The organism is Streptomyces sp. NPDC001568 (genome assembly GCF_042893755.1).
Classification (GTDB): Bacteria; Actinomycetota; Actinomycetes; order Streptomycetales; family Streptomycetaceae; genus Streptomyces.
The window spans coordinates 170,158-194,245 of sequence record NZ_JBIAVF010000019.1; the positions used below are offsets into that span (position 1 = coordinate 170,158).

Consider the following 24,088-nt stretch of genomic DNA (forward strand, 5'->3'; position numbering starts at 1 on the left):
CCGCTAGCGCAGCCCGGTGGAGCGGCGCAGCGCCGCCTGGATGAGCAGGTCCACCAGCTGCTGGTACTCGATGCCGGCTTCCTGCCACATGCGCGGGTACATGGAGATCGGGGTGAAGCCCGGCATCGTGTTGATCTCGTTGATGACGAACTCGCCGTCCTCGGTGAGGAAGAAGTCGGCGCGCACCAGACCCTCGCAGGAGGCGGCGTCGAACGCCTCGATCGCCAGGCGCTGTACCTCGGCGGTCTGCTCCGGGGTGAGCGGGGCGGGCACGATCCCGGAGGCGGAGTCGATGTACTTCGCCTCGAAGTCGTAGAAGTCGTGGCTGGAGACCGGCGGGATCTCGGCGGGCGCGCTGGCGCGCGGGCCGTCCTCGAACTCCAGGACCCCGCACTCGATCTCGCGGCCGCGCAGCAGCGCCTCCACGATGATCTTCGGGTCGTGGCGGCGGGCCTCACGGATCGCGGCGTCCAGTGCGGCGGCGTCGTCGACCTTGGTGATGCCGATGGAGGAGCCGGCGCGGGCGGGCTTCACGAACAGCGGCCAGCCGTGCTCGGCGGCGAAGTCCAGGACCTTCGCACGGGCCGCGTCCTGGTCGGCCTCCCACTCGCGGGGGCGGATGGTCACGTACGGGCCGACCTTCAGCCCGAAGGACGTGAAGACCCGCTTCATGTAGTCCTTGTCCTGGCCGACGGCCGAGGCGAGGACGCCCGAGCCGACGTACGGGATCCCGGAGAGCTCCAGGAGGCCCTGCAGGGTGCCGTCCTCGCCGTACGGGCCGTGCAGGACGGGGAAGACGACGTCGACCTCGCCCAGGGCCTTGGGGACGGCACCGGGCTCGGTGTAGACGACCTCGCGACTGGCCGGGTCGACGGAGAGCACGACGCTGCCGTCGGCGGAGTCGGCGAGCGTCTCCACGCTCGGCAGCTCGCGGTCGGCGATGGCCATGCGCTCGGGCTCGTCGGCGGTCAGCGCCCACCGGCCGTCCGTGGTGATGCCGATGGGCAGCACCTCGTACTTGGAACGGTCGATGGAACGCAGCACGGCGCCGGCCGTGACGACCGAAATGGCGTGTTCCGAGCTGCGGCCGCCGAACACGACGGCCACGCGGGGCTTGCGGCCCTGCTGCTCAGGGGTCTGGGGGAGGTTCTCGCTGCTCATATCGCCACGAGGGTACCCGTTCGAACGGCCTGAAAGGAGTCAGCGGCGTTCCGGTTTGGCGCTGCGTCCCATGAGTTCCTTCAGGGCGACCAGCGTGGGCTTGCCGTGGTGGACGATGTCGACGACGGTGTCGGTGATCGGCATGTCCACTCCGTACCGGTTGGCCAGATCCGCCACGGACTGGCAGGACTTGACCCCCTCGGCGGTCTGCTTGGTGACCGCGATGGTCTCCTCCAGGGTCATCCCCCGGCCCAGGTTGGTTCCGAAGGTGTGGTTCCGGGAGAGCGGCGAGGAGCAGGTGGCGACGAGGTCGCCGAGTCCGGCGAGTCCGGAGAAGGTGAGCGGGTCGGCGCCCATGGCCAGACCCAGGCGGGTGGCTTCGGCGAGGCCGCGGGTGATGAGCGAGCCCTTGGTGTTGTCACCCAGGCCCATGCCGTCCGCGATGCCGACGGCGAGGCCGATGACGTTCTTGACGGCGCCTCCGAGCTCGCAGCCGATGACGTCGGTGCTCGTGTACGGGCGGAAGTACGGGGTGTGGCAGGCGGCCTGGAGGCGCTGCGCCACGGCCTCGTCCACACAGGCGACGACCGACGCGGCGGGCTGCCGGGCGACGATCTCGCGGGCCAGGTTGGGGCCGGTGACGACGGCGACCCGCTCGGAGGGGACCTTGGCCACCTCCTCGATGACCTCGCTCATCCGCTTGGCGGTGCCGAGTTCGATGCCCTTCATCAGGGAGACGAGGACGGCGTCGGCCGGCAGCAGCGGGGCCCAGGCGGCGAGGTTGCCGCGCAGGGTCTGGGAGGGGATCGCCAGGACCGCGAAGTCGGCGCCGCTCGCGGCCTGTGCCGCGTCGGTGGTGGCCCGCATGTTCGCGGGCAGTTCCACGTCGGGGAAGTAGTCGGGGTTGGTCCGACCGTTGTTGATGGCGTCGGCCAGCTCCTGTCGGCGGCCCCACAGGGTCACCTCGCAGCCGGCGTCGGCGAGCACCATGCCGAAGGCCGTTCCCCACGAGCCGGTTCCGAAGACGGCCACCTTCACGGGACGTGTCACTTGTTGCCCTCCCCCGCGGCGTTGCGCCGCTGCTGCGCCCTGGCCTTGCGGTGGTCGTAGGGCTGCGCGGGGGCGTTCTCCCCGCGCAGCTCCTCCAGGAGTTTGGTGATGTCGGCCATGATGGCCTCGGTGGCGCCCTTGAGGACGTCCGGCGTGGGTTCCAGGTCGTGGAAGGCCGAGAGGTCCACGGGCGGTCCGGCGAGGACCTGGAGCGTCTTGCGGGGGAACAGGCTGAGCTTGTCCTCCTTGGCATAGGGCGGCATCGCGAGATTCGCGCCCCATTGGGCCACCGGAATGACGGGGGCCTTGGTGATCAGCGCCACCCGGGCGGCGCCGGTCTTGCCGGCCATCGGCCACATCTCGGGATCCCGGGTCAGGGTGCCTTCCGGGTAAAAGGCGACGCATTCACCGCGTTCGATGGCGTCCACGGCGGCCCGGAATGCGTCCAGGGCGTTCGTGGTCTCCCGGTAGACGGGGATCTGGCCCGAGCCGCGGAGGATCATGCCGACGAAAGGCACCTTGAAGAGTCCGGCCTTCGCGAGCAATCGGGGCACCCGGCCGGTGTTGTACTGGAAGTGCGCGTAGGACAGCGGGTCCAGATACGAGTTGTGATTGACGGCGGTGATAAATCCACCGTCGGCCGGAATGTGCTCCATTCCCCGCCAGTCCCGCTTGAAGAGCACTACCAGCGGCGGTTTCGCGATGACCGCTGCCAGGCGGTACCAGAAGCCGATTCTGCGGCGGGACACTCGGACACCTTCCTCTAGGACCGGTGCGCGGCTTGGGCACCTCATGGGCCGGACAAGTCTCGCCCCAGGTCCGGTCTCTGTCGAGGACACCGTACGCCCCGCTCGCACCACCGGGCCCCCCAGTGGCCGGTCGGGGGCGACAATGGGCCGACTGATGACCAGGCCATGACCTGCCGATGGCCCTGGGGGGTGCGAGAACGCGCCGGAGGGAAGGAGTCCGCCACGAACGCGGTGTGGAGTCTGGTGGTTCCGCTCAAGCCCTTGGCGGTGGCCAAGAGCCGGCTCGCGGCGGCCGTCGGCGCATCCCGTCCGGGGTTGGCGCTGGCGTTCGCGCAGGACACCGTCGCGGGGGCGTTGGCCTGCACGGCGGTCGCGGATGTGGTGGTCGTCACGAACGACTCCCTGGCCGGTGCGGAACTGGCCAGGCTGGGGGCGCGGATCCTGCCCGACGCCCCGGGCGCCGGGCTCAACGCGGCCCTCGCGCACGGCGCCGGGGCGGTGCGCAGGGGACGCCCCGGGGCCCGGGTGGCCGCCATGAACGCCGATCTGCCCGCTTTGCGGCCGCCGGAATTGCTACGGGTGCTCGATAGCGCTTCGGTATTTCCCCGGGCATTCCTGGCGGATGCGGCGGGAATCGGGACGACTCTGCTTTCCGCTGCTCCGGACGTGGAATTGGCACCCTCGTTCGGAGGGCCCTCCCGGGCCCGGCATTCGGCGTCGGGCGCGGTGGAAATCGCCCTGCTGGGCGTCGAGAGCGTGCGCAGGGACGTGGACACCGCGGCCGATCTGCGGACGGCCCTCACCCTCGGTGTGGGCCGTCACACGGCCCGATACAGTGCGCGTATGCAGGCGACCGCGTACACGTACGACTCCCAGACCCGCAGCGGCAGCGTGCTGCTGGACGACGGCACCCCGGTGCCCTTCGGGGCCCCGGCCTTCGACGCGGGCGGTCTGCGGCTGCTGCGCCCCGGCCAGCGGGTGCGGATCGAGACGGACGGCGAGGGCACGGCCCTGCGCATCACGCTGGTCACGCTGCAGACCTTCTGACGGAACCGCGACCGCGCCCCGTTGACCTGCGGGGAAAGCACCGCGGGCCGACTTCCCCACGGTAGGGAAACCGGCCCGGCGTGTGTGACTCGTGCCCTACTTCTTGCGAGCGGTGGCCTTCTTCGCGGTGGTCTTGCGGGCGGTCGCCGTCTTGGTGGCGGGCGCCGTGGTCTTCGCGGTGGCCTTCTTGGCCGCGGGAGCGGTCTTCTTGGCGGTGGTCTTCTTCGCCGCCGCCGTCGTGGACTTCACGGCCGCCTTCTTCGCGGTCGCCGTGGTCTTCTTGGCCGTCGCACTGGCCTTCTTCGCCGTGGCGGTGGCCTTCTTGGCGGTGGCGGTCGTCTTCTTCGCCGCCGTGGCCGTGGTCTTCTTCGCGACGGCGGTCTTCGCCGCGGCCTTCTTCGCGGTGGTGGCCCTCTTGGCCGCGGCCTTCTTGACGGTCGCCGATGCGCCGCCGCTCAGGCTGCCCTTGGGCGCCTTCTTCACGGACACCTCGCCACCCTTGGGCAGCTTCTTGGTGCCGCTGACCAGGTCCTTGAAGCCCTGGCCCGCGCGGAAGCGGGGAACAGAGGTCTTCTTGACCCGGACGCGCTCACCCGTCTGCGGGTTACGGGCGTAGCGGGCCGGCCGGTCGACCTTCTCGAACGAGCCGAAGCCCGTGACCGAGACCCGGTCGCCCGCGACGACTGCGCGGACGATCGCGTCGAGTACCGCGTCGACGGCGTCGGCGGCCTGCTGGCGGCCGCCCACCTTGTCGGCAATCGCTTCTACGAGCTGCGCCTTGTTCACGTCTTCCCCTTCGGAGACTTCGCCAGAACGAATGTGTTCAAGCTTATTTCGCACGTTAGGCGGATATATACCGCAAATCAAACACGAAACGGGCTAATCACCCTAGTGCCGCAACGATGCAGACCGTTACGGAGTTCCTTCGCATCAGTCGCCTTCAGGGAATCGACCCTCGTCGAGGTCCTTCATCAACCTGTCCAGGCGCCTTGCCGCGTCGGCGAGATCGTGCTTCGCCGCGGCAGTGGCGACCAACAGCTTCCGGGACAGCGCCATCCTTACGCCCTCCGGGACTTGCAGTGTGCGCACCCTTGCGTGCGCTTCTTTCAGTCGGTCGGCGACGAGTTCGTAGAGCTCCAGTTGACTGTCGCGTTCCATGCACAGATTGTGCCATCTGGGGCGAGTTGTCGCCTCACGGGGCCTCAACATACAGCTGTGCCCCCCGCCGGAAGGCGAGGGGCACAGTGTTGTCGATGTGATCACCCGTAGGTGAATAAGCGCTGATCAGGCTGGAATCACGCCCGAATCGTGCGCGGCTTGAACGCCGGTCGGGTGCTTTCGTAGGTGTCGATGTCCCCTTCGTTCTGAAGGGTGAGCGAGATGTCGTCCAGCCCCTCCAGAAGGCGCCAGCGGGCGTTGTCGTCGAGTTCGAACTCCGCCTCGACGCCGGTGGCTCGGACCTTGCGGTCCACCAGGTCGACGGTCACCTCGGCGGTGGGGTCGGCCTCGGTCAGCTGCCACAGCCGCTCCACGGTCTCCTGCGGCAGAACGACGGTCAGCAGACCGTTCTTCAGCGAGTTGCCGCGGAAGATGTCGGCGAAGCGGGAGGAGATGACCGTCTTGAAGCCGAAGTTCTGCAGGGCCCAGACGGCGTGCTCGCGCGAGGAGCCCGTACCGAAGTCGGGGCCGGCGATCAGCACGGTCGCGCCGGCGCGCTCCGGGCGGTTCGTGACGAACTCCGGGTCCTTGCGCCAGGCCTCGAAGAGGCCGTCCTCGAAGCCGTCGCGGGTGATCTTCTTCAGCCAGTGGGCCGGGATGATCTGGTCGGTGTCGACGTTGCTGCGCCGCAGCGGGACGGCCCGGCCGGTGTGGGTGGTGAAGGCTTCCATGGTTCAGACTCCGGCGGTCGCGGGGGCGTCGGACAGGTCGGCGGGGGAGGCCAGATGGCCCAGCACCGCGGTGGCGGCGGCCACCTGCGGGGAGACCAGGTGGGTGCGTCCGCCCTTGCCCTGCCGGCCCTCGAAGTTGCGGTTGGAGGTGGACGCGGAGCGCTCACCGGGGGCCAACTGGTCGGGGTTCATGCCCAGGCACATCGAGCAACCCGCGTGCCGCCATTCGGCGCCGGCCTCCTTGAAGACCTTGTCCAGGCCCTCCTCCACGGCCTGGAGCGCGACGCGCACCGAGCCGGGGACGACCAGCATCCGTACGCCGTCGGCGACTTTGCGACCCTCGACGATGCCGGCGACGGCCCGCAGGTCCTCGATGCGGCCGTTGGTGCAGGAACCTACGAAGACGGTGTCGACCTTGATGTCCCGCAGACGCTGGCCGGCGGTCAACCCCATGTATTCCAGGGCCTTTTCGGCGGCGTGCCGCTCCGAAGCGTCCTCGTACGAAGCCGGGTCGGGGACGTTCGCCGACAGGGGCGCGCCCTGACCGGGGTTGGTGCCCCAGGTGACGAACGGGGCCAGCGTCGTGCCGTCGATGACGACCTCGGCGTCGAAGACCGCGTCGTCGTCGGTGCGCAGCGTCTGCCAGTACTCGACGGCCGCGTCCCAGTCCGCGCCCTCGGGGGCGTGGTCGCGGCCCCGGAGGTAGTCGAAGGTGGTCCGGTCGGGGGCGATCATGCCCGCGCGGGCGCCGGCCTCGATCGACATGTTGCAGATGGTCATGCGGGCTTCCATCGACAGGTTCTCGATGGCCTCGCCGCGGTACTCCAGGATGTAGCCCTGGCCGCCGCCGGTACCGATCCTGGCGATGATCGCCAGGATCAGGTCCTTGGCGGTGACGCCCTCGGCCAGCGCGCCGGTGACGGTGATCGCCATCGTCCTGGGGCGGGCCAGCGGCAGCGTCTGGGTGGCCAGCACGTGTTCGACCTGGCTCGTGCCGATGCCGAAGGCCAGCGCGCCGAAGGCGCCGTGCGTGGAGGTGTGCGAGTCGCCGCAGACCACGGTGGTGCCCGGCTGGGTCAGCCCCAGCTGGGGGCCCACGACGTGGACGACGCCCTGCTCGACGTCGCCCAGCGAGTGCAGGCGTACGCCGAACTCGGCGCAGTTCTTGCGCAGCGTCTCCAGCTGGGCCCGGGAGACCGGGTCCGCGATCGGCTTGTCGATGTCGAGGGTGGGGGTGTTGTGGTCCTCGGTCGCGATGGTGAGGTCGAGGCGGCGGACCTTGCGGCCGGCCTGACGCAGACCCTCGAAGGCCTGCGGGCTGGTCACCTCGTGCAGCAGGTGCAGATCGATGAAGAGGAGGTCGGGCTCGCCTTCGGCGCGCCGGACGACGTGGTCGTCCCAGACCTTCTCCGCGAGTGTCCTACCCATCGCTTTCCCTCCGGCCGGCCGGTTGTGCCGGCGCTTCATAGAGATCTGGTGCGCCTGATCGCCCGCACCCCCCGCGCGGATCGACGGCTCGGACCCAGTGGTTCGTGGACCCGCACATACAGACTCGCTTGTTCTTGGAAAAATTGAACTTGCGTTTCACAGTGTGAGACGTGAATATCGTTTCATGGACAACTCTAGCGGCGTCGGCGTTCTCGACAAGGCAGCTCTGGTACTGAGCGCACTGGAGTCCGGTCCGGCCACCCTCGCCGGGCTGGTCGCGGCGACAGGGCTCGCACGACCCACGGCACATCGCCTTGCCGTGGCACTGGAACACCACCGAATGGTGGCGAGGGACATGCAGGGCCGGTTCATCCTCGGTCCGCGGTTGGCAGAACTTGCCGCCGCGGCCGGCGAGGACCGTCTGCTGGCCACGGCCGGACCGGTGCTCACGCACCTCCGTGACGTGACGGGCGAGAGCGCACAGCTCTACCGTCGTCAGGGCGACATGCGCATCTGCGTGGCAGCGGCGGAACGACTGTCGGGCCTGCGGGACACCGTCCCGGTGGGCTCCACCCTGCCCATGAAGGCGGGTTCGGCGGCGCAGATCCTGATGGCGTGGGAGGAGCCCGAGCGGCTCCACCGCGGCCTCCAGGGCGCGCGCTTCACGGCCACGGCCCTCTCCGGCGTACGACGCCGCGGCTGGGCGCAGTCGATCGGCGAGCGGGAGCCCGGCGTGGCCTCCGTCTCCGCGCCGGTGCGCGGGCCGTCGAACCGCGTGGTGGCCTCCGTGTCGGTCTCCGGCCCGATCGAGCGCCTGACCCGCCACCCGGGCCGCATGCACGCCCAGGCCGTCATCGACGCGGCCGCCCGTCTGTCGGAGGCCCTGCGCCGCTCCGGCTGACCTGCCCATCGCTCCACACACCCCCGGGTCCGGGGGCGCGTACGACGCCGCACACGTCCGAACTCGCGCCTCCGGGCCCGCACTTGTCAGCCGACCCGACCTGCCGCCGGGAACAGCGAAGAGGCCCTCCGCGATGATCGCGGAGGGCCTCTTCCTCATGTACCCCCGACCGGATTCGAACCGGCGCTACCGCCTTGAGAGGGCGGCGTGCTAGGCCGCTACACAACGGGGGCCTGTGTGGTGTTGCGCTGGGCTACCAGGACTCGAACCTAGAATAAGGGAACCAGAAACCCTCGTGTTGCCAATTACACTATAGCCCATAGTGGTCTAGACCTTGCTAGACGTAGTACCCCCGACCGGATTCGAACCGGCGCTACCGCCTTGAGAGGGCGGCGTGCTAGGCCGCTACACAACGGGGGCCCTAGCGATCCTGCATCAAGACGTCCGGGAGCTACCCAAATGAAGATCTTGCGGGAAGGATCTGTACCCCCGACCGGATTCGAACCGGCGCTACCGCCTTGAGAGGGCGGCGTGCTAGGCCGCTACACAACGGGGGCAAGCACTGCGTTACTTCTGTACTGCGCTGGGCTACCAGGACTCGAACCTAGAATAAGGGAACCAGAAACCCTCGTGTTGCCAATTACACTATAGCCCACCAAAATTCAAGCCCCTGACGGGCTTTCATTCGGTTAGCGCTTCCCTCCGGCCTTTCGGCCCGCTCGGGCGGCGCAGAAAGAACATTACCGGATGCCTGACCGTGCTCCAAAACGGGTATCCCCGGCCAGCACCCCCGGCAGCAGGTCGAGGCCGGTGATGCGGTGGACGCCGGCGGGCGCCGGGCCGCGTCCGCCGGTGCGGTCGAGCCAGACGGCGGTGAGCCCCGCGTCGCGGGCGCCGCGGGCGTCGATCTCGGGCTGGTCGCCGACGTACGCCACCTCGTCGGGCGGCAGGCCGAGGGCCTCGCAGGCGCTCAGGAAAGCGGCCGCCTCGGGCTTGCTGACGCCGAGCTCGGCGGCGCACACCAGTACCTCGAAGCGTTCGCGCAGGCCGAGCCGGCGCAGCTTGGGGTCCTGGTTGGCGAGGGAGGAGTTGGTGAGGACGCCGTGCCGGTAGGCGCCGGCCAGGGTGTCCAGTACGGGCAGGACGTCGGGGAACAGGGCCCAGGCGGCCCGGTAGTGGCGCACGTAGCGGTCGAACCAGGCGTCGGCCTGCCCGGCGGTCAGCGCGGGCTCCCCGAGGAAGTCCCTGACGCGGTCCTGGCGCTGGCCGGGGAAGGTGACCTCGCCGGCCGCGAAGCGGGCCCAGTGGCGTTCGGTGAGGCGCCGCCACCGGGCGAGGGCATCGGCGGGGGACCCGTGGCGCTCCCCCAGGCCCTCCTCGACGAGGTGCCGCGCGAAACCGGTGGTGTCGGCACCCGTGTAGTCGAAGAGGGTGTCGTCGATGTCCCACAGCACGGCGCGGATCGGCATGCGGCCGAGCCTACGCCGGGGCGCCCGCCCGCGGGGGCGCGACGGGGAAGGACGGGGAACGCCGCAGGGGCGACGGCCGGGTGCGGCCGTCGCCCCCGCGGGGTGGTGCGGGTCAGGCGGTGAGCTTGGCCAGGGTGGCGTCGATGCGGGCCAGCGAGCGCTCCTTGCCCAGGATCTCCAGGGACTCGAAGAGCGGCAGGCCGACGGTGCGGCCGGTCACGGCGACGCGGACGGGGGCCTGGGCCTTGCCGAGCTTGAGGCCGTGGGCCTCACCGGCGGTCAGGACGGCCTGCTTGAGGGCCTCCGGGTCGGACCAGTCGGCCGTCTCCAGGTTGGCGCGGGCCGTCGTCAGCAGGGCCGCGGGCTCGCCCTTCATCGCCTTGTCCCAGGACGCCTGGTCCTCGACCGGCTCCTTGCGGAAGAGGAAGTCCACGTTCGCGGTGATGTCCGACAGGACGGTGACGCGCGTCTGGGCGTGCGGGGCGATGCGGGCCCAGGCCTCGGCGTCGAAGTCCTCGGGCGCCCAGTTGGCGTGCGGGGCCGTGAGCCAGGGGGCGCAGGCGTCCGCGAAGGCCTTGGGGTCCAGCTGCCGGATGTGGTCGGCGTTGATCGCCTCGGCCTTCTTGAGGTCGAAGCGGGCCGGGTTGGCGTTGACGTCCGGGATGTCGAACTTCGCCACCATCTCCTCGATCGAGAAGATGTCCTGGTCCTTGGAGAAGGACCAGCCGAGGAGCGAGAGGTAGTTCAGCAGGCCCTCGGGCAGGAAGCCGCGCTCGCGGTAGAGGTTGAGCGAGGACTCGGGGTCGCGCTTGGAGAGCTTCTTGTTGCCCTCGCCCATGACGTACGGCAGGTGGCCGAACTCGGGGACGCCCTTCGCGATGCCCAGCTCGATCAGCGCGCGGTAGAGCGCGATCTGGCGGGGGGTGGAGGACAGCAGGTCCTCGCCGCGCAGGACGTGGGTGATCTCCATCAGCGCGTCGTCGACCGGGTTGACCAGGGTGTACAGCGGGGCGCCGTTGGCCCGGACGATGCCGAAGTCCGGCACGTTCTCCGGGGTGACGGAGATCTCGCCGCGGACCAGGTCCGTGAAGGTGATCGTCTCGTCGGGCATCCGGAAGCGGACGATCGAGGCGCGGCCCTCGGTCTCGTACGCGGCCTTCTGCTCGGCGGTGAGGTCGCGGCAGTGGCCGTCGTAGCCGGAGGGCCTGCCGGCCGCGCGGGCGGCGTCGCGGCGCTGGTCGAGCTCCTCGGTGGTGCAGTAGCAGCTGTAGGCGTGGCCGCCGTCCTGGAGCTTCTTCGCCACGTCCGCGTAGATGTCCATGCGCTGGGACTGGCGGTACGGGGCGTGCGGGCCGCCGATCTCGGGGCCCTCGTCCCAGGTGAAGCCGAGCCAGCGCAGCGAGTCGAGCAGCTGGTCGTACGACTCCTCGGAGTCGCGGGCCGCGTCGGTGTCCTCGATGCGGAAGACGAACGTACCGCCGTGGTGGCGCGCGAACGCCCAGTTGAACAGGGCGGTGCGGACCAGGCCCACGTGGGGGTTGCCGGTCGGGGAGGGACAGAAACGTACGCGGACAGGTCCGTTAACCACGCTTGATCACCTTGTTGGTGAGAGTGCCGATGCCTTCGATGGTGACGGCGACCTCGTCGCCGACGTTGAGGGGGCCGACTCCGGCCGGGGTCCCCGTGAGGATGACGTCGCCCGGGAGCAGGGTCATGGCCTCGCTGATGTGCACGATCAGGTCCTCGATGGAGCGGACCATGTCGCTGGTGCGGCCGAGCTGGCGTTGTTCGCCGTTGACGGTGCACTGGATGGTCAGGTCGCTCGGGTCGAGGTCGGTCTCGATCCACGGGCCGAGCGGGCATGAGCTGTCGAAGCCCTTGGCCCGGGCCCACTGCTTCTCCCGCTGCTGCACGTCGCGGGCGGTGACGTCGTTGGCGCAGGTGTAGCCGAGGATCACGTCCTTGACGCGCTCCTTCGGGACCTCGCGGCACATGCGGCCGATGACCACGGCGAGTTCCGCCTCGTGGTGGAGGTCCTGCGAGAAGGAGGGGTACGTGATCGGGTCGCCGGAGCCGACCACCGAGGTGGAGGGCTTGAAGAAGGTGAGGGGCGGTTCGAGCCGGCCCTGCTCGTCGACGACGGAGTTCCCGAGCTCCGCCGCGTGCTCCGCGTAGTTGCGGCCGACGGCCACGATCTTGTTCGGGAGCACGGGCGGCAGCAGCCGGACCTTGGCGAGCGGGACCTTCGTGCCGGAGAGCTCGAAGTCCGCGAACGGGATGCCCTTGATGATGTCGAGGACGAGCTCGCCCCCGGCGCCGGGGGCGGCATCGCCCTCGACCGCGCCGAAGGCGACATTGCCGTCGATCGAGAACCTGGCGATGCGCACGTGTTGCGTCTGCCCCTCTGTATGTCCGCTGGCTGGAGTCTGCGGACTCCAGGCTAACGCGGCGGACGGGGGCGTTCGGCGCTCCGTACCCGGGGGACTACGGCGCGGCGACGGCGACCGGGGCGTCCATCAGGATCGTGCGGCGCGGGTTCGCCGTCTGGGCCGGCAGCTCGACGGAGTGCTCCGGGGTGGCCGGGGCCGCCTGCAACTCCTCGGCGTCCTTGAGGTGCGCGAGGGTGGTGCGGCGGGGGTTGGCTATGTTGCGGAACATCATCGTCGTCTTCATCGGAGTCCGGGGTCCTCGGTTCGGTCGTGGTGGGTGATGGTTGTCGGATGCGCCAACCCTTCAATGGGCAAGGCTAAACATCTGAATCCCCGGCTGAACCGGGAAGTAATGGCCACGGCCGTGTGAGTTTGCTCACCAATGACCGGGCATTCCCGGCATACCAGACAGTCGATTCCGCCCGACCAAACGGACATTGCGCCACTGAATGCGCCATTCCGCTCCTGATCATCAGGACTGGGACACCTTGCCAGGCACGAGCTTTGATTGGCGTAAGTCCGGTTCGTCCCGGTAGTGGTTCCACATGGCGTAGTGCTCCTGTCACGTGCCGTGACGGGCTCGCCGGGGCGACACGCGCACCTTGTTGGAGATCCCCCACTGTGCTGGAATTCGCGGGACCGCCGCGGGAATCAGCCGGCGCGCAGGTGGCGCGAGACAGCGCCGAGCGCGGTGGCACGGAGAGGGAGACGCGCCGGTCACCGACGACCACCATGGGGCCGTCAGTGCCCCAAGACTCGACACCGTCCCACCGGTCGCCCGGCGGGACGCCTGGTCCAGAGGTTGCGACGCTAGTGCAGGGACGATTCAAGAGGGATGGCAGCGCTGCGGCGGAGCAGGAGCCGCGTGGCGGGACCGACCGTGGCTCCTCGCCCCAGCACGCCCAGAACCGCGGGCCGGCTGTCGAAGGAGCGGGACCCGATACCTCCGCTTCGGTGAAGGCGAAGGGACGCGGCAAGTCGGGCAAGCCCGGTAAGGCCCTCAAGGCCAAGCCCCAGGGCAAACTCGACGCGCCCCAGCCGGCGGCCGAGGCGATACCGAAGGCCCCCGGGCCCGGTTCCCGTCTCGCCCTGCAGAACTGGCGCATCAGCACGCGACTGGTGTCGCTGCTGACCCTGCCGGTCGTCGCCGCCACCACGCTCGGTGGCTTCCGCATCAACGACTCGATGAACGACATCTCGCAGCTGGAGCACATGCAGCTGCTGACGACGATGACCCGGCAGGCCACCAACCTGGCCGCCATGCTCCAGGAGGAGCGGGACAAGTCGGCCGGTCCGATGTCCGTCCTCAAGGACGGCAAGACCAACAGCCTCGTCGCCGGTGTCCGCGACCAGACCGACTCCGCCGCCAAGGCCTTCGCCGCCGCGACCGACAAGGTCGACAACGCGGAGGACAAGGACGAGACCCTCAAGTCGATCCGCAACAACATCCTGCAGATCGGCCGCCAGCTCACCGGCATCGAGGACATCCGCAAAAAGGCGTACATGAACGGCGCCCAGCAGACCGTCACCGAGTACAACGCGCTGATCGTCTCGCTGCTCTCGCTCTCCCAGGACATGGCCCAGGCCACCTCCAGCCCCGAGATGATCAAGCGCACCCGCGCCCTGGCGGCCTTCTCCTCCGCCAAGGAGTACGCCTCGATCCAGCGCGCGATCATCGCCGCCTCGCTCCCCGAGAGCGGTGCCCAGCCGGGCAAGCTGGAGGAGAACGACCGTCTCTACGCCCTCTCCGCCCTCCGCGGCGAGAGCCAGTCGAAGAAGACCTTCGAACTCGTCTACCAGGGCAAGCCCGAGGAGCTCCTCGCGGCGCTCGGCGACGGCAACACGGAGATCGGCAGCGCCGACCACTACGCCCGCCGCGTGCTGAGCACCCAGGGGCAGTTCGTCAAGGAGAAGAACCGGTCCTGGATGGACTGGTACGACGCCGACGACACCAAGCTCCAGGCCATGAAGGTCATCGAGCTGACCCTGCTCGAGGACATGGAGCAGAAGGCCCGCGAGCTCAAGAACGAGTCGCAGCAGGACGCCATCATCAACGGTGCCCTGATCCTCCTCGTCCTCGGTGTCTCCCTCGTCGGCGCCTTCGTCATGGCCCGGTCGATGATCCGCTCGCTGCGCCGCCTGCAGGACACCGCGACGCGCGTCGCCCAGGACCGTCTGCCCGAGCTCGTCAAGCAGCTCTCCGAGTCGGACCCGCAGGACGTGGACACCTCCGTGGAGTCCGTCGGTCTGCACACCCGCGACGAGATCGGCCAGGTGGCCGCGGCCTTCGACGACGTGCACCGCGAGGCCGTCCGTCTCGCCGCCGAGCAGGCCCTCCTCCGGGGCAACGTCAACGCGATGTTCACCAACCTCTCGCGCCGCTCCCAGGGCCTCATCCAGCGTCAGCTCTCGCTCATCTCCGAGCTGGAGTCGCGCGAGGCCGACCCGGACCAGCTGTCCTCGCTCTTCAAGCTCGACCACCTCGCGACCCGCATGCGCCGTAACGGCGAAAACCTCCTCGTCCTCGCGGGTGAGGAGCCGGGCCGCCGGTGGACCCGTCCCGTCCCGCTCGTCGACGTGCTCCGCGCCGCGGCGTCCGAGGTGGAGCAGTACGAGCGCATCGAACTCTCGTCGGTGCCCGGCACCGACGTCGCCGGCCGCGTCGTCAACGACCTCGTCCACCTGCTCGCCGAGCTGCTGGAGAACGCCACCTCGTTCTCCTCCCCGCAGACCAAGGTCAAGGTGACCGGTCACGCGCTGCCCGACGGCCGCGTGCTCGTCGAGATCCACGACACCGGCATCGGCCTCTCCCCCGAGGACCTTGCCGCGATCAACGAGCGCCTCGCGGCGCCGCCGACCGTGGACGTCTCCGTCTCCCGCCGCATGGGCCTGTTCGTGGTCGGCCGCCTGTCCCTGCGACACGGCATCCGCATCCAGCTGCGCCCCTCCGACTCGGGCGGTACGACGGCCCTCGTCATGCTGCCGGTGGACGTCGCCCAGGGCGGCAAGAAGCCGGCTCCCATGCCGGGTCAGGGCGGCCCCGGATCCCAGGGCAACGCCGGTGGCCCCGGCGGCGTGGGTGGCCCCGCCGGCCAGGCCTCCGTGCCCGGTGCCGGCGCCCGTCCCCCGGTCGGCGCCGGTCCGCAGCGCGGTCAGGTCGCCGGTGGCGGACAGCGCCCCGCGCTGCCCGGCCAGGGCGGTGGCCCCGGTCAGCAGCGTCCCCAGGGACAGGGCCCGGGTCAGGGTCAGGGCCCGCAGGGCGGTCGTCCGCAGCAGGGCGGCCCCACGGCTCCGACCGGCCAGGGCCAGGCGGCCTTCGGCAGCGGTGGTCCGCTGCCCTCGCGCGGCCAGTCCGGCGGCCCGCAGGCCCGTCCGGCGGCGGGGCCCCAGTCCTCCGGCCCCGGCGCGTTCGCCCAGGGCAACGGCTTCGAGCGGCCGCAGCCGCCGCAGCCCCAGCAGGGCCAGCAGGGCCAGCAGCAGGGCCAGTTCCAGCAGGGTCAGCAGCCGGGTCAGCAGCAGCAGTCGCAGCAGCAGCCCGGCGCCCCGGTCCAGCGCAAGCGGCCGCAGCTGCCGCCGCGCGGTGGCGCTCCCCGTGCGGAGCTTCCGGGTACGGGCGGTTCGCCCACCGGGATCCCGCAGGCCACCAGCTGGGGTTCCGCCCAGGGCGGTCACGAGGTCCCGCGCGGCCACGACGAGCTCTCGGGCCCCGGCTCGACCTCCGAGTTCGCCCGCCCGGACTACAACGCCCCCTACCCGCCCCAGGCCACCGGCGGCAACCCGGCCAACAGCACGACCGGCCAGTTCGAGCGTCCCGACGTACGGGGTCCCCTGGACCCGTCCGCCACGGGCCAGTTCGAGCGCCCGCAGCTGGGCGGCCCGCTGGACCCGGCCTCGACCGGCCAGTTCGCCCGTCCCGTCGCGCCCCAGCAGCACGCTCCGGCGCCGCGGACCGGGGGTCCGGGTGTCGGTGGCTACGGGCAGGAGCAGCAGCAGCAGCCCGGCGGTTACGCGCCGGCGCCCGTCCCGGTTCCGCGTCCCGACGCGCCCCGGCTGCCCCAGGCCCACCAGCCCGAGGCCCTGCCGCCGGCGCCGGCGCAGCCCATGGGCGGCGCGGGCCGCAGCCCGATCTTCGACACGCTGGAGTCGAACTGGTTCCGCGAGGAGGGCGAGCAGCCCTCCGCGCAGGCACCGGCCGTACCCCAGCAGCCTCAGCAGCACCAGCAGCAGGCGCAGGCTCAGCGCGGCACGGAACTCGCCGCCGAGCCCTCCGCCGCGGTCACCGGCAGCACGCCGACGGTCAGCTGGCGCTCCTCCCCCAACGACGAGCTGATGCGGCAGGCCGAGCGCGTCCGTCAGCCCGCCGCCGGAGGGATCACGACGTCGGGGCTGCCCCGCCGGGTACCGCGGGCGAACCTCGTGGCCGGCACCGCGCAGCAGCAGGCCGAAGCCCAGGCGGGCCCGCAGGTTTCGCGTGCTCCGGACGACGTCCGTGGCCGTCTCACCAACCTCCGACGCGGTATTCAGCAGGGGCGCCAGGCCGGCACCACCGGCCCCGCGACCGGCAGTTACCACATCGACCCCACTTACCAGCAGGAGCGTTAGTTGAGTTCGATGAGCCAGGCGGCACAGAACCTGAACTGGTTGATCACCAACTTCGTGGACAACACCCCCGGGGTGTCCCACACGGTGGTGGTTTCCGCCGACGGACTCCTTCTGGCGATGTCCGAAGGATTCCCCCGTGACCGCGCCGATCAGCTGGCGGCCGTGGCCTCCGGTCTGACGTCGCTGACCGCCGGAGCCTCCCGCATCTTCGAGGGCGGCCCCGTCAACCAGACCGTCGTCGAGATGGACCGGGGTTTCCTCTTCCTCATGTCCGTCTCGGACGGCTCCTCGCTGGCCGTACTCGCCCACCCCGAGTGCGACATCGGCCTCGTGGGCTACGAAATGGCCCTCCTCGTGGACCGCGCGGGCAGCGTCCTCACCCCGGACCTGCGCGCCGAGCTTCAGGGAAGCCTGCTCATCTGACTGCACATCCCCCGGCCGGACGGTACTTCCGGCCGGGGGAGCCGGGACCCCACCCCCGGTACCCAGTACCCCCGCCAGGCCGTCATCACGTCCCCCCACCGGCCGCCCCGTCAGACGGCACGCTGACCACTGCTGTCCAGCCCGGAGGATCAATGACCCCGCCCCCCGCCTATCCCGATGCGTACGGAGATTCGTACTCGGAAGGCGACCAGCCGCTGGTACGTCCGTACGCGATGACCGGTGGCCGGACCCGTCCGCGCTACCAGCTCGCCATCGAGGCGCTGGTCAGCACCACGGCCGATCCGATGCACCTGTCCGGCCTGCTGCCGGAGCACCAGCGCATCTGCACGCTCTGCCGTGAGGTGAAGTCGGTCGCGGAGGTCTCCGCACTGCTGTCGATGCCGCTCGGTGTCGCCCGGATCCTCGTCGCCGACCTGGCGGAGGCCGGAATGGTGGCCATCCACCAGCCGGGCAATGGAGAGGCCGGCGGAACGCCGGATGTAACGCTGCTCGAGAGGGTTCTCAGTGGACTTCGCAAGCTCTGACGGCGGAGCGGCTCCTCGCTCCACCACCTCCGCGAAGATCGTGGTCGCGGGCGGCTTCGGCGTGGGCAAGACCACGTTCGTCGGCGCGGTCTCCGAGATCAACCCGCTGCGCACCGAGGCCGTGATGACGTCCGCGAGCGCGGGCATCGACGACCTCACCCACACCGGTGACAAGACGACCACCACGGTCGCCATGGACTTCGGCCGCATCACCCTGGACCAGGACCTGATCCTGTACCTCTTCGGTACCCCGGGTCAGGACCGCTTCTGGTTCATGTGGGACGACCTGGTCCGCGGCGCCATCGGTGCCATCGTGCTGGTCGACACGCGCCGCCTGGCGGACTGCTTCCCCGCGGTGGACTACTTCGAGAACAGCGGCCTGCCGTTCGTCGTGGCCCTCAACGGCTTCGAGGGACACCAGCCGTACACGCCGGAGGAAGTCCGCGAGGCCCTGCAGATCGGCCCGGACGCCCCCATCATCACCACCGACGCCCGTCACCGCGGCGACGCCAAGAGCGCGCTCATCACGCTCGTCGAGCACGCGCTGATGGCGCGGCTCAAGTAACACGATTGCGCGTGCCGTGCGCCGGGGCGGGCTGTGTCTTACGACACGGCCCGCCCCTGTCGTTCATAACGTTTCGACAGAGAATTATCGGGGCCGTGGCCACAGGGTGCGGTCAACCGGTGCCGCTGTGCGCATATCTGACCCCGTTTTTGCCGCAGCTCGCTCTTTATGTCCGGTTTATGTGGGGCTTAAGGCTCTGTGAATCGCCGATTTCAACTGTTTGGAACACGGCCGTCAACCGTGCTGGAATTCAACGAACTAGCTAGTAGCACCGCCGAGAGGTTGTTGGTCGAGTGAGGCGAAGCAACTCGAGCCCCGCGGATGAACCCGCGCGCGGCAACTTCACCCCGCCGCCGCGCGCGGCCACGTCATCCGTCGACGTGCCCGTGGACCCACCCACGAGCGGCGGTAGCACCAGCAAGCTGTCCCCCCGCAACTGGCGCGTACCGACCCGCCTGAACGCCATCCTCCTCGTACCCGTCCTCGTCGGACTGGTCATGGGCGGCTTCCAGGTCAAGGGTTCGGTCGACAGCTGGAACGAGGCGAAGGACGCCGAGAAGACCGCGCGCATCGTCCAGGCCGCGGCCGAGTACGGCCAGGCGCTGCTCAACGAGCGCGACCTGACCGCCGAGCCGCTCCTCAAGGGCGAGCGCAACAGCGACGTCGTGTCGAAGGCGTACGCCGCCACCGACGCCGCCAAGGCCAAGTTCGCGACGGCCGCGAAGGACCTGCCCGCGAAGCAGGGCCTGGAGCGTCGCCTGGAGCTCTTCCGCCAGGAGGAGCCGAAGCTCGAACAGGTCCGCAAGACCGCCTACGCGGTGCCCGAGTCGGCGAAGAAGAACCTGCCGGCCTCGGCGGGGCCCATCCCGACCGAAGAGGGGTACGTGCTGGTCCAGCACTACCTCATGCAGTTCTCCAACGAACTCGGCCTCGGCACCGGCAACGTCACCAGCTACGGCCGCATGGTCTACGCGATCGAGCTGGCGAAGGCCGCGAACTCCCTCCAGCGCTCGGTCGGCACGCACCTGCTGGTGCGTCCGAACGAGAACGAGGACGTCCGCAAGGCCCAGCTCGTCGCCTTCTCCTCCTACGCCTACCTCGAAGAGATAGCCATCGGCGAGTACGTCGCCGCCGGCACCGACGAGGAGACGAACCGGCTCAAGGAGGTCATGGGCAAGAAGTCCCAGGAGGGGGCCGCCAAGCTCGCGCAGGCCAAGCAGGCCGCCGAGCAGTCCGGCGCCGTCTTCAAGGCTCCGCCCGTGGTCAACGGCTCCCCGCTGATCGGCATGACCGAGGCGATAGCCGGCGGCGACAAGAACACGAAGCTGGCCCAGAACGGCACCACGCCGGCCGCCTGGCAGGCCGCCTCCACCGCCAAGTTCGACGGCTACGCCGAGATCGAGAAGGAACTCCTCGAAAAGGCCGTCGACGACGCCGTCGCGGTCTCCGACGAGTCCCGCGGTGACGCCATCCTGACCGGTGCGATCGTGGTCGTGGCCCTGCTCGCCGCCTTCATCCTGGCCGGCATGATGGCCCGCCAGATGGGCCGGGCGATGCGCCACCTGCGCAGCGCGGCCTTCGACATCGCCGAGCAGCGCCTGCCGATGCTCGTCGACCAGCTCTCGCGCACCGACCCGGGCAAGGTCGACACCCGTGTCGCGCCGATCCCGATCAACTCCCAGGACGAGATCGGCGAGGTCGCCCGCGCCTTCGACCAGGTCCACCGGGAAGCGGTCCGGCTCGCCGCCGAGCAGGCGCTCCTGCGAGGGAACGTCAACGCGATCTTCACGAACCTCTCCATGCGCAACCAGTCGCTGATCGAGGGCCAACTGACCCTCATCACCGAGCTGGAGAACAACGAGGCCGACCCGGACCAGCTGGAGAACCTCTTCCGCCTGGACCACCTGGCCACCCGCATGCGCCGCAACGGCGAGAACCTCCTCATCCTCGCGGGTGAGAACCCGGGCCGCCGCTGGGACCAGCCCGTGCCCCTCGTCGACGTCCTGCGCGCCGCCTCCTCCGAGGTGGAGCAGTACGAGCGCATCGAGCTCTCCGGCGTCTCCGAGGCCGAGATCCACGGCCAGGCCGTGACCGACCTCGTGCACCTGCTGGCCGAGCTGCTGGAGAACGCCACCACGTTCTCCTCCCCGCAGACCAAGGTCCGCGTCAACGCCACGCGTCTGCCCGACGGCCGCGTCATGGTCGAGATCCACGACAAGGGCATCGGCCTCACCGCCGAGGACTTCGCGGACATCAACCACAAGCTGGCCAACCCGCCGACCGTGGACGCCGCGATCTCGCAGCGCATGGGTCTGTTCGTGGTCGGCCGGCTGGCGGACCGCCACAGCATCCGCGTCCAGCTGCGCCCCTCGGGCGAGGCGGCGGGCACCACCTCGCTGGTGATGCTCCCGGACGCGATCACCCACGGTGGTGGTGGCGAGGGCATCCCGGACGACGACTTCACGGTCTCCTCGATCATTCCGGAGCAGAAGACCCAGCTGGCCGCCCCGCTGCGCACCGCCGCAGAACTCGGCTTCGACGACTCGGCGTACGACCGCCAGGGCAGCGGGAGCGCCGGCGGCGCGCCCGCGGACCCCGTCGTACGGTCCTTGGGCCGCGAGGAGCGCCGGGCCGCGCTGGAGGCTCAGGTCGGCTACCCGCAGGGGCAGGCCGAGTACCCGTCCCAGGACTATCCGGAACCTCAGCCGGAACACGGCTACCAGCCATACCAGGGGTACGAGGAGCCGGCCGCGCAGGGCTACCAGAACACCTGGGACGCTCCGGGGCAGCAGGCGGGCCAGGAGGCTTATCCGGACCAGGCATATGCCTATCCGGAGGTTGGCTACCAGGATCCCCAGCAGCCCGCCCCGTCGTACGAGGGTGGCTACGAGGACCAGTCCCAGCAGGGCGAGTGGCCCCAGCAGAACACCTATTCGGGCTCCTACCAGCAGGGCTACGGGACCGAATCGGAATCGACGTCCGCTCCCGAACCGGCCGCGGAGCGCGTAGGCTTCGACCGTCCGGGCGCCGCTGCCGACTCCGGTCACCAAATGACCGGCGCGGGCCTGCCGCGACGCGGCAGCCAGCAGCAGTGGCAGCCGGCGAAGCAGGAAGCGGAGTCCACCGGATCTCTCTTCGAGCAGCGGCCGCAGCGTCAGCAGCAGCCCGCCGAACCGAAGCGGGCCCCGGAGGAATCCGAAGGCACCGAGTCCTGGCGCTCGACGAACGACGAGCGCTGGCAACAGGCCGGCAAGCTCCGTGAGCCGAAGGCGGGCGGGGTCACCCCGTCCGGTCTCCCTCGGCGGGTGCCCAAGGCCAACCTGGTCGAGGGCGCTGCGGAGACGACCCCGCAGGGCGGCCCCCAGGTCTCCCGCGCACCGGAGGACGTCCGTGGCAGGTTGAGCAACCTGCGGCGCGGTGTCCAACAGGGACGCAGCGCGGGATCCGAGCAGTCAAGTAACAGCTATGACCAGGAGCGTTAGTGTGAGCCCGATGAGCCAGGCGGCACAGAACCTGAACTGGTTGATCACCAACTTCGTGGACAACACCCCAGGGGTGTCGCACACGGTGGTGGTCTCCGCCGACGGACTCCTTCTGGCGATGTCCGACGGATTCCCGCGCGACCGCGCCGACCAACTGGCGGCCGTGGCCTCCGGTTTGACGTCGCTGACCGCCGGAGCCTCCCGCATCTTCGAGGGTGGCGCCGTCAACCAGACCGTCGTGGAGATGGACCGCGGGTTCCTCTTCCTCATGTCCGTCTCGGACGGTTCCTCGCTCGCGGTGCTCGCGCACCCCGAGTGCGACATCGGCCTCGTGGGCTACGAGATGGCCCTCCTCGTGGACCGCGCGGGCAGTGTCCTCACCCCGGACCTGCGTGCGGAGCTTCAGGGAAGTCTTCTCAACTAGCAAACAAGCAGTGCGTTTCGCGTCACCGCACCATAGGGTGCGGTGGCGCGGTTCCACAGGGAGTACTGCGTTCTTGGAGTCGGAGGAGGAAACGTGACAACACCCGGAGGACATCCTTATGGCGGCGCGCAGCAGCCGCAGGGTGGGCACGACCAGAACCGCTTCAACTTCCCCTCCACTCCCAGCCGGCCCGTGCCGGAGCACAACCCGTACCAGCAGTACGGACAGCCCCAGCAGCCGCAGCAGCCCCCGCAGGGCCATCGGCCCTCGCAGGGTCCCATGCGGTCCTCGCAGCCCCAGGCTCCGAAGGCGCACAACCCGCTGGTGCGTCCGTACGCCATGACCGGCGGCCGTACCCGGCCGCGCTACCAGCTCGCCATCGAGGCGCTGGTCAGTACCACGGCCGATCCCGCGCGGCTGCAAGGGCAGTTGCCCGAGCACCAGCGCATCTGCCGCCTGTGCCAGGAGATCAAATCCGTCGCGGAGATCTCGGCACTTCTCTCCATTCCTCTTGGTGTCGCCCGAATCCTCGTCGCCGACCTGGCGGAGGCGGGCCTCGTCGCCATTCACCAGCCCGGCGGCGACGAGTCCGCCGGCGGCCAGCCAGATGTGACACTGCTCGAAAGGGTGCTCAGTGGACTTCGCAAGCTCTAACGGAGGTTCTGCCGGAGGGGCACCGCGCTCCACCACCTCCGCGAAGATCGTGGTGGCGGGCGGCTTCGGCGTGGGCAAGACCACGTTCGTCGGCGCGGTCTCCGAGATCAACCCGCTGCGCACCGAAGCCGTCATGACCAGCGCCTCCGCCGGCATCGACGACCTCACCCACACCGGTGACAAGACGACCACCACGGTCGCCATGGACTTCGGCCGCATCACCCTGGACCAGGACCTGATCCTGTACCTCTTCGGTACCCCGGGTCAGGACCGCTTCTGGTTCATGTGGGACGACCTGGTCCGCGGCGCCATCGGCGCCGTCGTGCTCGTGGACACCCGTCGTCTGGCGGACTGCTTCCCCGCGGTGGACTACTTCGAGAACAGCGGCCTGCCCTTCGTGATCGCCCTCAACGGCTTCGACGGGCACCAGCCCTACACGCCGGAGGAGGTCCGCGAGGCCCTGCAGATCGGCCCGGACGCCCCCATCATCACCACCGACGCCCGTCACCGCGGCGACGCCAAAAGCGCGCTCATCACGCTCGTCGAGCACGCCCTGATGGCCCGCCTGCGGTAGGCGCTCCGCTCAGTCGTTCACCCGGGACGCCGGGAACCCGTGGAGGGTTCCCGGCGTCCCGTTCTCGTGCCGGAGGAGTACACGTGAGCGCCGGGGCCGCGCGCAGGAGGCGGGTCCCTCCGTGGCGGACCCGATTCGCTTCCGTGTACCGGGGCCGCGCCACCGGCGGGGCCCGGAGCGGCGGTTCGGGGGCAGGGCGGACCGGCGCCGGGGATCGCGGCCGTCCCCGCCCGGCGGGCGGCCTGCGCGTACGGGGCGGCCGGACGTCGCGGCGGTACGGCTGCCGGACGGCCGACGGCCGCCCGCCGCGCCTCGACCCGGTGCCGGAGGGCATCGAGGTCAGGAGCGGCCGAGCGGCCGTCGGGAAGAGCGTGTGCGTGCTGCGGGGTCAGCGCCAGCTGTGGGGGGCCTGGAAGCCCCGGCTGCGCTCCAGGCGCCGCCAGCCCGCCGGGGGGCGGGGGATGCTGGCGGCCTCGGGGGTCGCGGCGGCGCGGGCGAGCAGGATCGCGGTGATCGCGGCCAGCTCCTCGGGCTCGGCGTTGCCCTTCTCGACCTTCAGCAGGGTGTCCGTGGCGATGCTCATCGGTGGCATGTCTCCTTCGTTTACTGCGGCGGGTTGCCGTGCTTGCGCGACGGCAGGTCGGCGTGCTTGGTGCGGAGCATCGCGAGGGCGCTCGCGAGGACCTCGCGGGTCTC

General features: G+C 70.1%; 21 protein-coding genes, 5 tRNA genes and 1 pseudogene. 10 read left to right on the forward strand and 17 right to left on the reverse strand.

Going from position 1 to position 24,088, the window contains the following annotated elements:
• Positions 1 to 3: 3 nt before the first annotated feature.
• From ACFY0I_RS30965 to ACFY0I_RS30975, 3 genes are read right to left on the reverse strand one after another with little or no spacing between them, the layout of a single operon-like run.
• Positions 4 to 1,161: a D-alanine--D-alanine ligase family protein gene (locus ACFY0I_RS30965; protein WP_388901973.1), complete on the reverse strand. Its 1,158-nt coding sequence runs from the start codon at positions 1,159 to 1,161 to the stop codon at positions 4 to 6.
• A 39-nt stretch (positions 1,162 to 1,200) separates the two neighbouring features.
• Positions 1,201 to 2,211: an NAD(P)H-dependent glycerol-3-phosphate dehydrogenase gene (locus ACFY0I_RS30970; protein ID WP_385572530.1), complete on the reverse strand. Its 1,011-nt coding sequence runs from the start codon at positions 2,209 to 2,211 to the stop codon at positions 1,201 to 1,203.
• Complete coding sequence (locus tag ACFY0I_RS30975) at positions 2,208 to 2,960, reverse strand: lysophospholipid acyltransferase family protein (RefSeq protein ID WP_388901975.1); 753 nt, start codon at positions 2,958 to 2,960, stop codon at positions 2,208 to 2,210. Before ACFY0I_RS30975 ends, ACFY0I_RS30970 begins: the two co-directional genes overlap by 4 nt.
• Positions 2,961 to 3,125: 165 nt before the next feature.
• Here ACFY0I_RS30975 and cofC point away from each other — a divergent pair.
• A pseudogene (gene cofC / locus ACFY0I_RS30980) lies at positions 3,126 to 3,800 on the forward strand (2-phospho-L-lactate guanylyltransferase); the annotation flags it as partial.
• 303 nt (positions 3,801 to 4,103) lie between these two features.
• On the opposite strand, the gene ACFY0I_RS30985 reads toward cofC, so the two are convergent.
• From ACFY0I_RS30985 to leuC, 4 genes are all read right to left on the reverse strand, one after another.
• Positions 4,104 to 4,793: an HU family DNA-binding protein gene (locus ACFY0I_RS30985; protein WP_388901977.1), complete on the reverse strand. Its 690-nt coding sequence runs from the start codon at positions 4,791 to 4,793 to the stop codon at positions 4,104 to 4,106.
• A 144-nt stretch (positions 4,794 to 4,937) separates the two neighbouring features.
• Positions 4,938 to 5,165, reverse strand: coding sequence for a hypothetical protein (locus tag ACFY0I_RS30990; protein ID WP_388901978.1), 228 nt, complete (start codon positions 5,163 to 5,165; stop codon positions 4,938 to 4,940).
• 137 nt (positions 5,166 to 5,302) lie between these two features.
• Positions 5,303 to 5,896 (reverse strand): 3-isopropylmalate dehydratase small subunit, encoded by a 594-nt coding sequence (leuD, locus tag ACFY0I_RS30995; RefSeq protein ID WP_388901980.1) that lies wholly within the window; start codon positions 5,894 to 5,896, stop codon positions 5,303 to 5,305.
• A 3-nt stretch (positions 5,897 to 5,899) separates the two neighbouring features.
• On the reverse strand, positions 5,900 to 7,324 hold the full coding sequence (gene leuC / locus ACFY0I_RS31000; protein ID WP_388901981.1) for a 3-isopropylmalate dehydratase large subunit: 1,425 nt from the start codon (positions 7,322 to 7,324) through the stop codon (positions 5,900 to 5,902).
• Between the two features lie 184 nt (positions 7,325 to 7,508).
• On the opposite strand from leuC, the gene ndgR reads away from it, so the two are divergent.
• Positions 7,509 to 8,225: an IclR family transcriptional regulator NdgR gene (gene ndgR / locus ACFY0I_RS31005; RefSeq protein ID WP_073911130.1), complete on the forward strand. Its 717-nt coding sequence runs from the start codon at positions 7,509 to 7,511 to the stop codon at positions 8,223 to 8,225.
• A gap of 160 nt (positions 8,226 to 8,385) precedes the next feature.
• On the opposite strand, the gene ACFY0I_RS31010 is transcribed toward ndgR, so the two are convergent.
• The 9 genes from ACFY0I_RS31010 to ACFY0I_RS31050 form a co-directional block, all read right to left on the reverse strand.
• A tRNA-Glu gene (locus ACFY0I_RS31010) sits at positions 8,386 to 8,458 on the reverse strand.
• Between the two features lie 15 nt (positions 8,459 to 8,473).
• A tRNA-Gln gene (locus ACFY0I_RS31015) sits at positions 8,474 to 8,545 on the reverse strand.
• Positions 8,546 to 8,572: 27 nt separating this feature from the next.
• Positions 8,573 to 8,645, reverse strand: a tRNA-Glu gene (locus tag ACFY0I_RS31020).
• Between the two features lie 64 nt (positions 8,646 to 8,709).
• Positions 8,710 to 8,782: transfer RNA gene (locus tag ACFY0I_RS31025), tRNA-Glu, on the reverse strand.
• Positions 8,783 to 8,808: 26 nt separating this feature from the next.
• Positions 8,809 to 8,880, reverse strand: a tRNA-Gln gene (locus ACFY0I_RS31030).
• An 85-nt stretch (positions 8,881 to 8,965) separates the two neighbouring features.
• The gene (locus ACFY0I_RS31035; protein ID WP_388901983.1) at positions 8,966 to 9,694 is read right to left on the reverse strand and encodes an HAD family hydrolase; all 729 of its coding nucleotides are present in this window, start codon (positions 9,692 to 9,694) and stop codon (positions 8,966 to 8,968) included.
• A 112-nt stretch (positions 9,695 to 9,806) separates the two neighbouring features.
• Entirely contained in the window at positions 9,807 to 11,282 is a 1,476-nt protein-coding gene (gene gltX / locus ACFY0I_RS31040; RefSeq protein WP_388901985.1) for a glutamate--tRNA ligase, read from the reverse strand.
• Positions 11,275 to 12,081, reverse strand: a complete 807-nt coding sequence (locus ACFY0I_RS31045; RefSeq protein ID WP_388901987.1) for a fumarylacetoacetate hydrolase family protein — start codon at positions 12,079 to 12,081, stop codon at positions 11,275 to 11,277. Before ACFY0I_RS31045 ends, gltX begins: the two co-directional genes overlap by 8 nt.
• Before the next feature lie 97 nt (positions 12,082 to 12,178).
• On the reverse strand, positions 12,179 to 12,367 hold the full coding sequence (locus tag ACFY0I_RS31050; RefSeq protein WP_388901989.1) for a hypothetical protein: 189 nt from the start codon (positions 12,365 to 12,367) through the stop codon (positions 12,179 to 12,181).
• Positions 12,368 to 12,936: 569 nt separating this feature from the next.
• Between ACFY0I_RS31050 and ACFY0I_RS31055 the strand changes: the two genes are divergently transcribed.
• From ACFY0I_RS31055 to ACFY0I_RS31090, 8 genes are all read left to right on the forward strand, one after another.
• Positions 12,937 to 16,725, forward strand: coding sequence for a nitrate- and nitrite sensing domain-containing protein (locus ACFY0I_RS31055; RefSeq protein WP_388901991.1), 3,789 nt, complete (start codon positions 12,937 to 12,939; stop codon positions 16,723 to 16,725).
• A gap of 9 nt (positions 16,726 to 16,734) precedes the next feature.
• Positions 16,735 to 17,148 carry a roadblock/LC7 domain-containing protein gene (locus ACFY0I_RS31060; RefSeq protein WP_150207164.1) on the forward strand — a complete coding sequence of 138 codons (414 nt, stop codon included), beginning with the start codon at positions 16,735 to 16,737 and terminating at the stop codon, positions 17,146 to 17,148.
• A gap of 152 nt (positions 17,149 to 17,300) precedes the next feature.
• Positions 17,301 to 17,693 carry a DUF742 domain-containing protein gene (locus tag ACFY0I_RS31065; protein WP_007266775.1) on the forward strand — a complete coding sequence of 131 codons (393 nt, stop codon included), beginning with the start codon at positions 17,301 to 17,303 and terminating at the stop codon, positions 17,691 to 17,693.
• Positions 17,674 to 18,258, forward strand: a complete 585-nt coding sequence (locus tag ACFY0I_RS31070; RefSeq protein WP_362875853.1) for an ATP/GTP-binding protein — start codon at positions 17,674 to 17,676, stop codon at positions 18,256 to 18,258. The genes ACFY0I_RS31065 and ACFY0I_RS31070 overlap by 20 nt, the downstream gene beginning before the upstream one ends.
• Before the next feature lie 293 nt (positions 18,259 to 18,551).
• Entirely contained in the window at positions 18,552 to 21,740 is a 3,189-nt protein-coding gene (locus ACFY0I_RS31075) for a nitrate- and nitrite sensing domain-containing protein (protein WP_388901993.1), read from the forward strand.
• Positions 21,741 to 21,750: 10 nt separating this feature from the next.
• Positions 21,751 to 22,164 carry a roadblock/LC7 domain-containing protein gene (locus ACFY0I_RS31080; protein WP_030037347.1) on the forward strand — a complete coding sequence of 138 codons (414 nt, stop codon included), beginning with the start codon at positions 21,751 to 21,753 and terminating at the stop codon, positions 22,162 to 22,164.
• A 93-nt stretch (positions 22,165 to 22,257) separates the two neighbouring features.
• Positions 22,258 to 22,818, forward strand: a complete 561-nt coding sequence (locus ACFY0I_RS31085; RefSeq protein WP_388901995.1) for a DUF742 domain-containing protein — start codon at positions 22,258 to 22,260, stop codon at positions 22,816 to 22,818.
• The gene (locus ACFY0I_RS31090) at positions 22,799 to 23,392 is read left to right on the forward strand and encodes an ATP/GTP-binding protein (protein WP_319192543.1); all 594 of its coding nucleotides are present in this window, start codon (positions 22,799 to 22,801) and stop codon (positions 23,390 to 23,392) included. Before ACFY0I_RS31085 ends, ACFY0I_RS31090 begins: the two co-directional genes overlap by 20 nt.
• A gap of 388 nt (positions 23,393 to 23,780) precedes the next feature.
• On the opposite strand, the gene ACFY0I_RS31095 is transcribed toward ACFY0I_RS31090, so the two are convergent.
• A complete protein-coding gene (locus tag ACFY0I_RS31095; RefSeq protein ID WP_388901996.1) occupies positions 23,781 to 23,975 on the reverse strand; it encodes an acyl-CoA carboxylase subunit epsilon in 195 nt (64 codons plus the stop codon).
• Positions 23,976 to 24,088: the final 113 nt, after the last annotated feature.

What these genes read in the sequence shown, in the direction of transcription:
- leuD (WP_388901980.1), bottom strand. Translation starts at nt 5,896, where the DNA reads ATGGAAGCCTTCACCACCCACACCGGCCGGGCCGTCCCGCTGCGGCGC.
- ACFY0I_RS31080 (WP_030037347.1), top strand. Translation starts at nt 21,751, where the DNA reads ATGAGCCAGGCGGCACAGAACCTGAACTGGTTGATCACCAACTTCGTG.
- ACFY0I_RS31065 (WP_007266775.1), top strand. Translation starts at nt 17,301, where the DNA reads ATGACCCCGCCCCCCGCCTATCCCGATGCGTACGGAGATTCGTACTCG.
- ACFY0I_RS31095 (WP_388901996.1), bottom strand. Translation starts at nt 23,975, where the DNA reads ATGAGCATCGCCACGGACACCCTGCTGAAGGTCGAGAAGGGCAACGCC.
- ACFY0I_RS30965 (WP_388901973.1), bottom strand. Translation starts at nt 1,161, where the DNA reads ATGAGCAGCGAGAACCTCCCCCAGACCCCTGAGCAGCAGGGCCGCAAG.
- ACFY0I_RS31050 (WP_388901989.1), bottom strand. Translation starts at nt 12,367, where the DNA reads ATGAAGACGACGATGATGTTCCGCAACATAGCCAACCCCCGCCGCACC.
- ACFY0I_RS31060 (WP_150207164.1), top strand. Translation starts at nt 16,735, where the DNA reads ATGAGCCAGGCGGCACAGAACCTGAACTGGTTGATCACCAACTTCGTG.
- ndgR (WP_073911130.1), top strand. Translation starts at nt 7,509, where the DNA reads ATGGACAACTCTAGCGGCGTCGGCGTTCTCGACAAGGCAGCTCTGGTA.
- ACFY0I_RS30990 (WP_388901978.1), bottom strand. Translation starts at nt 5,165, where the DNA reads ATGGAACGCGACAGTCAACTGGAGCTCTACGAACTCGTCGCCGACCGA.
- ACFY0I_RS31035 (WP_388901983.1), bottom strand. Translation starts at nt 9,694, where the DNA reads ATGCCGATCCGCGCCGTGCTGTGGGACATCGACGACACCCTCTTCGAC.
- leuC (WP_388901981.1), bottom strand. Translation starts at nt 7,324, where the DNA reads ATGGGTAGGACACTCGCGGAGAAGGTCTGGGACGACCACGTCGTCCGG.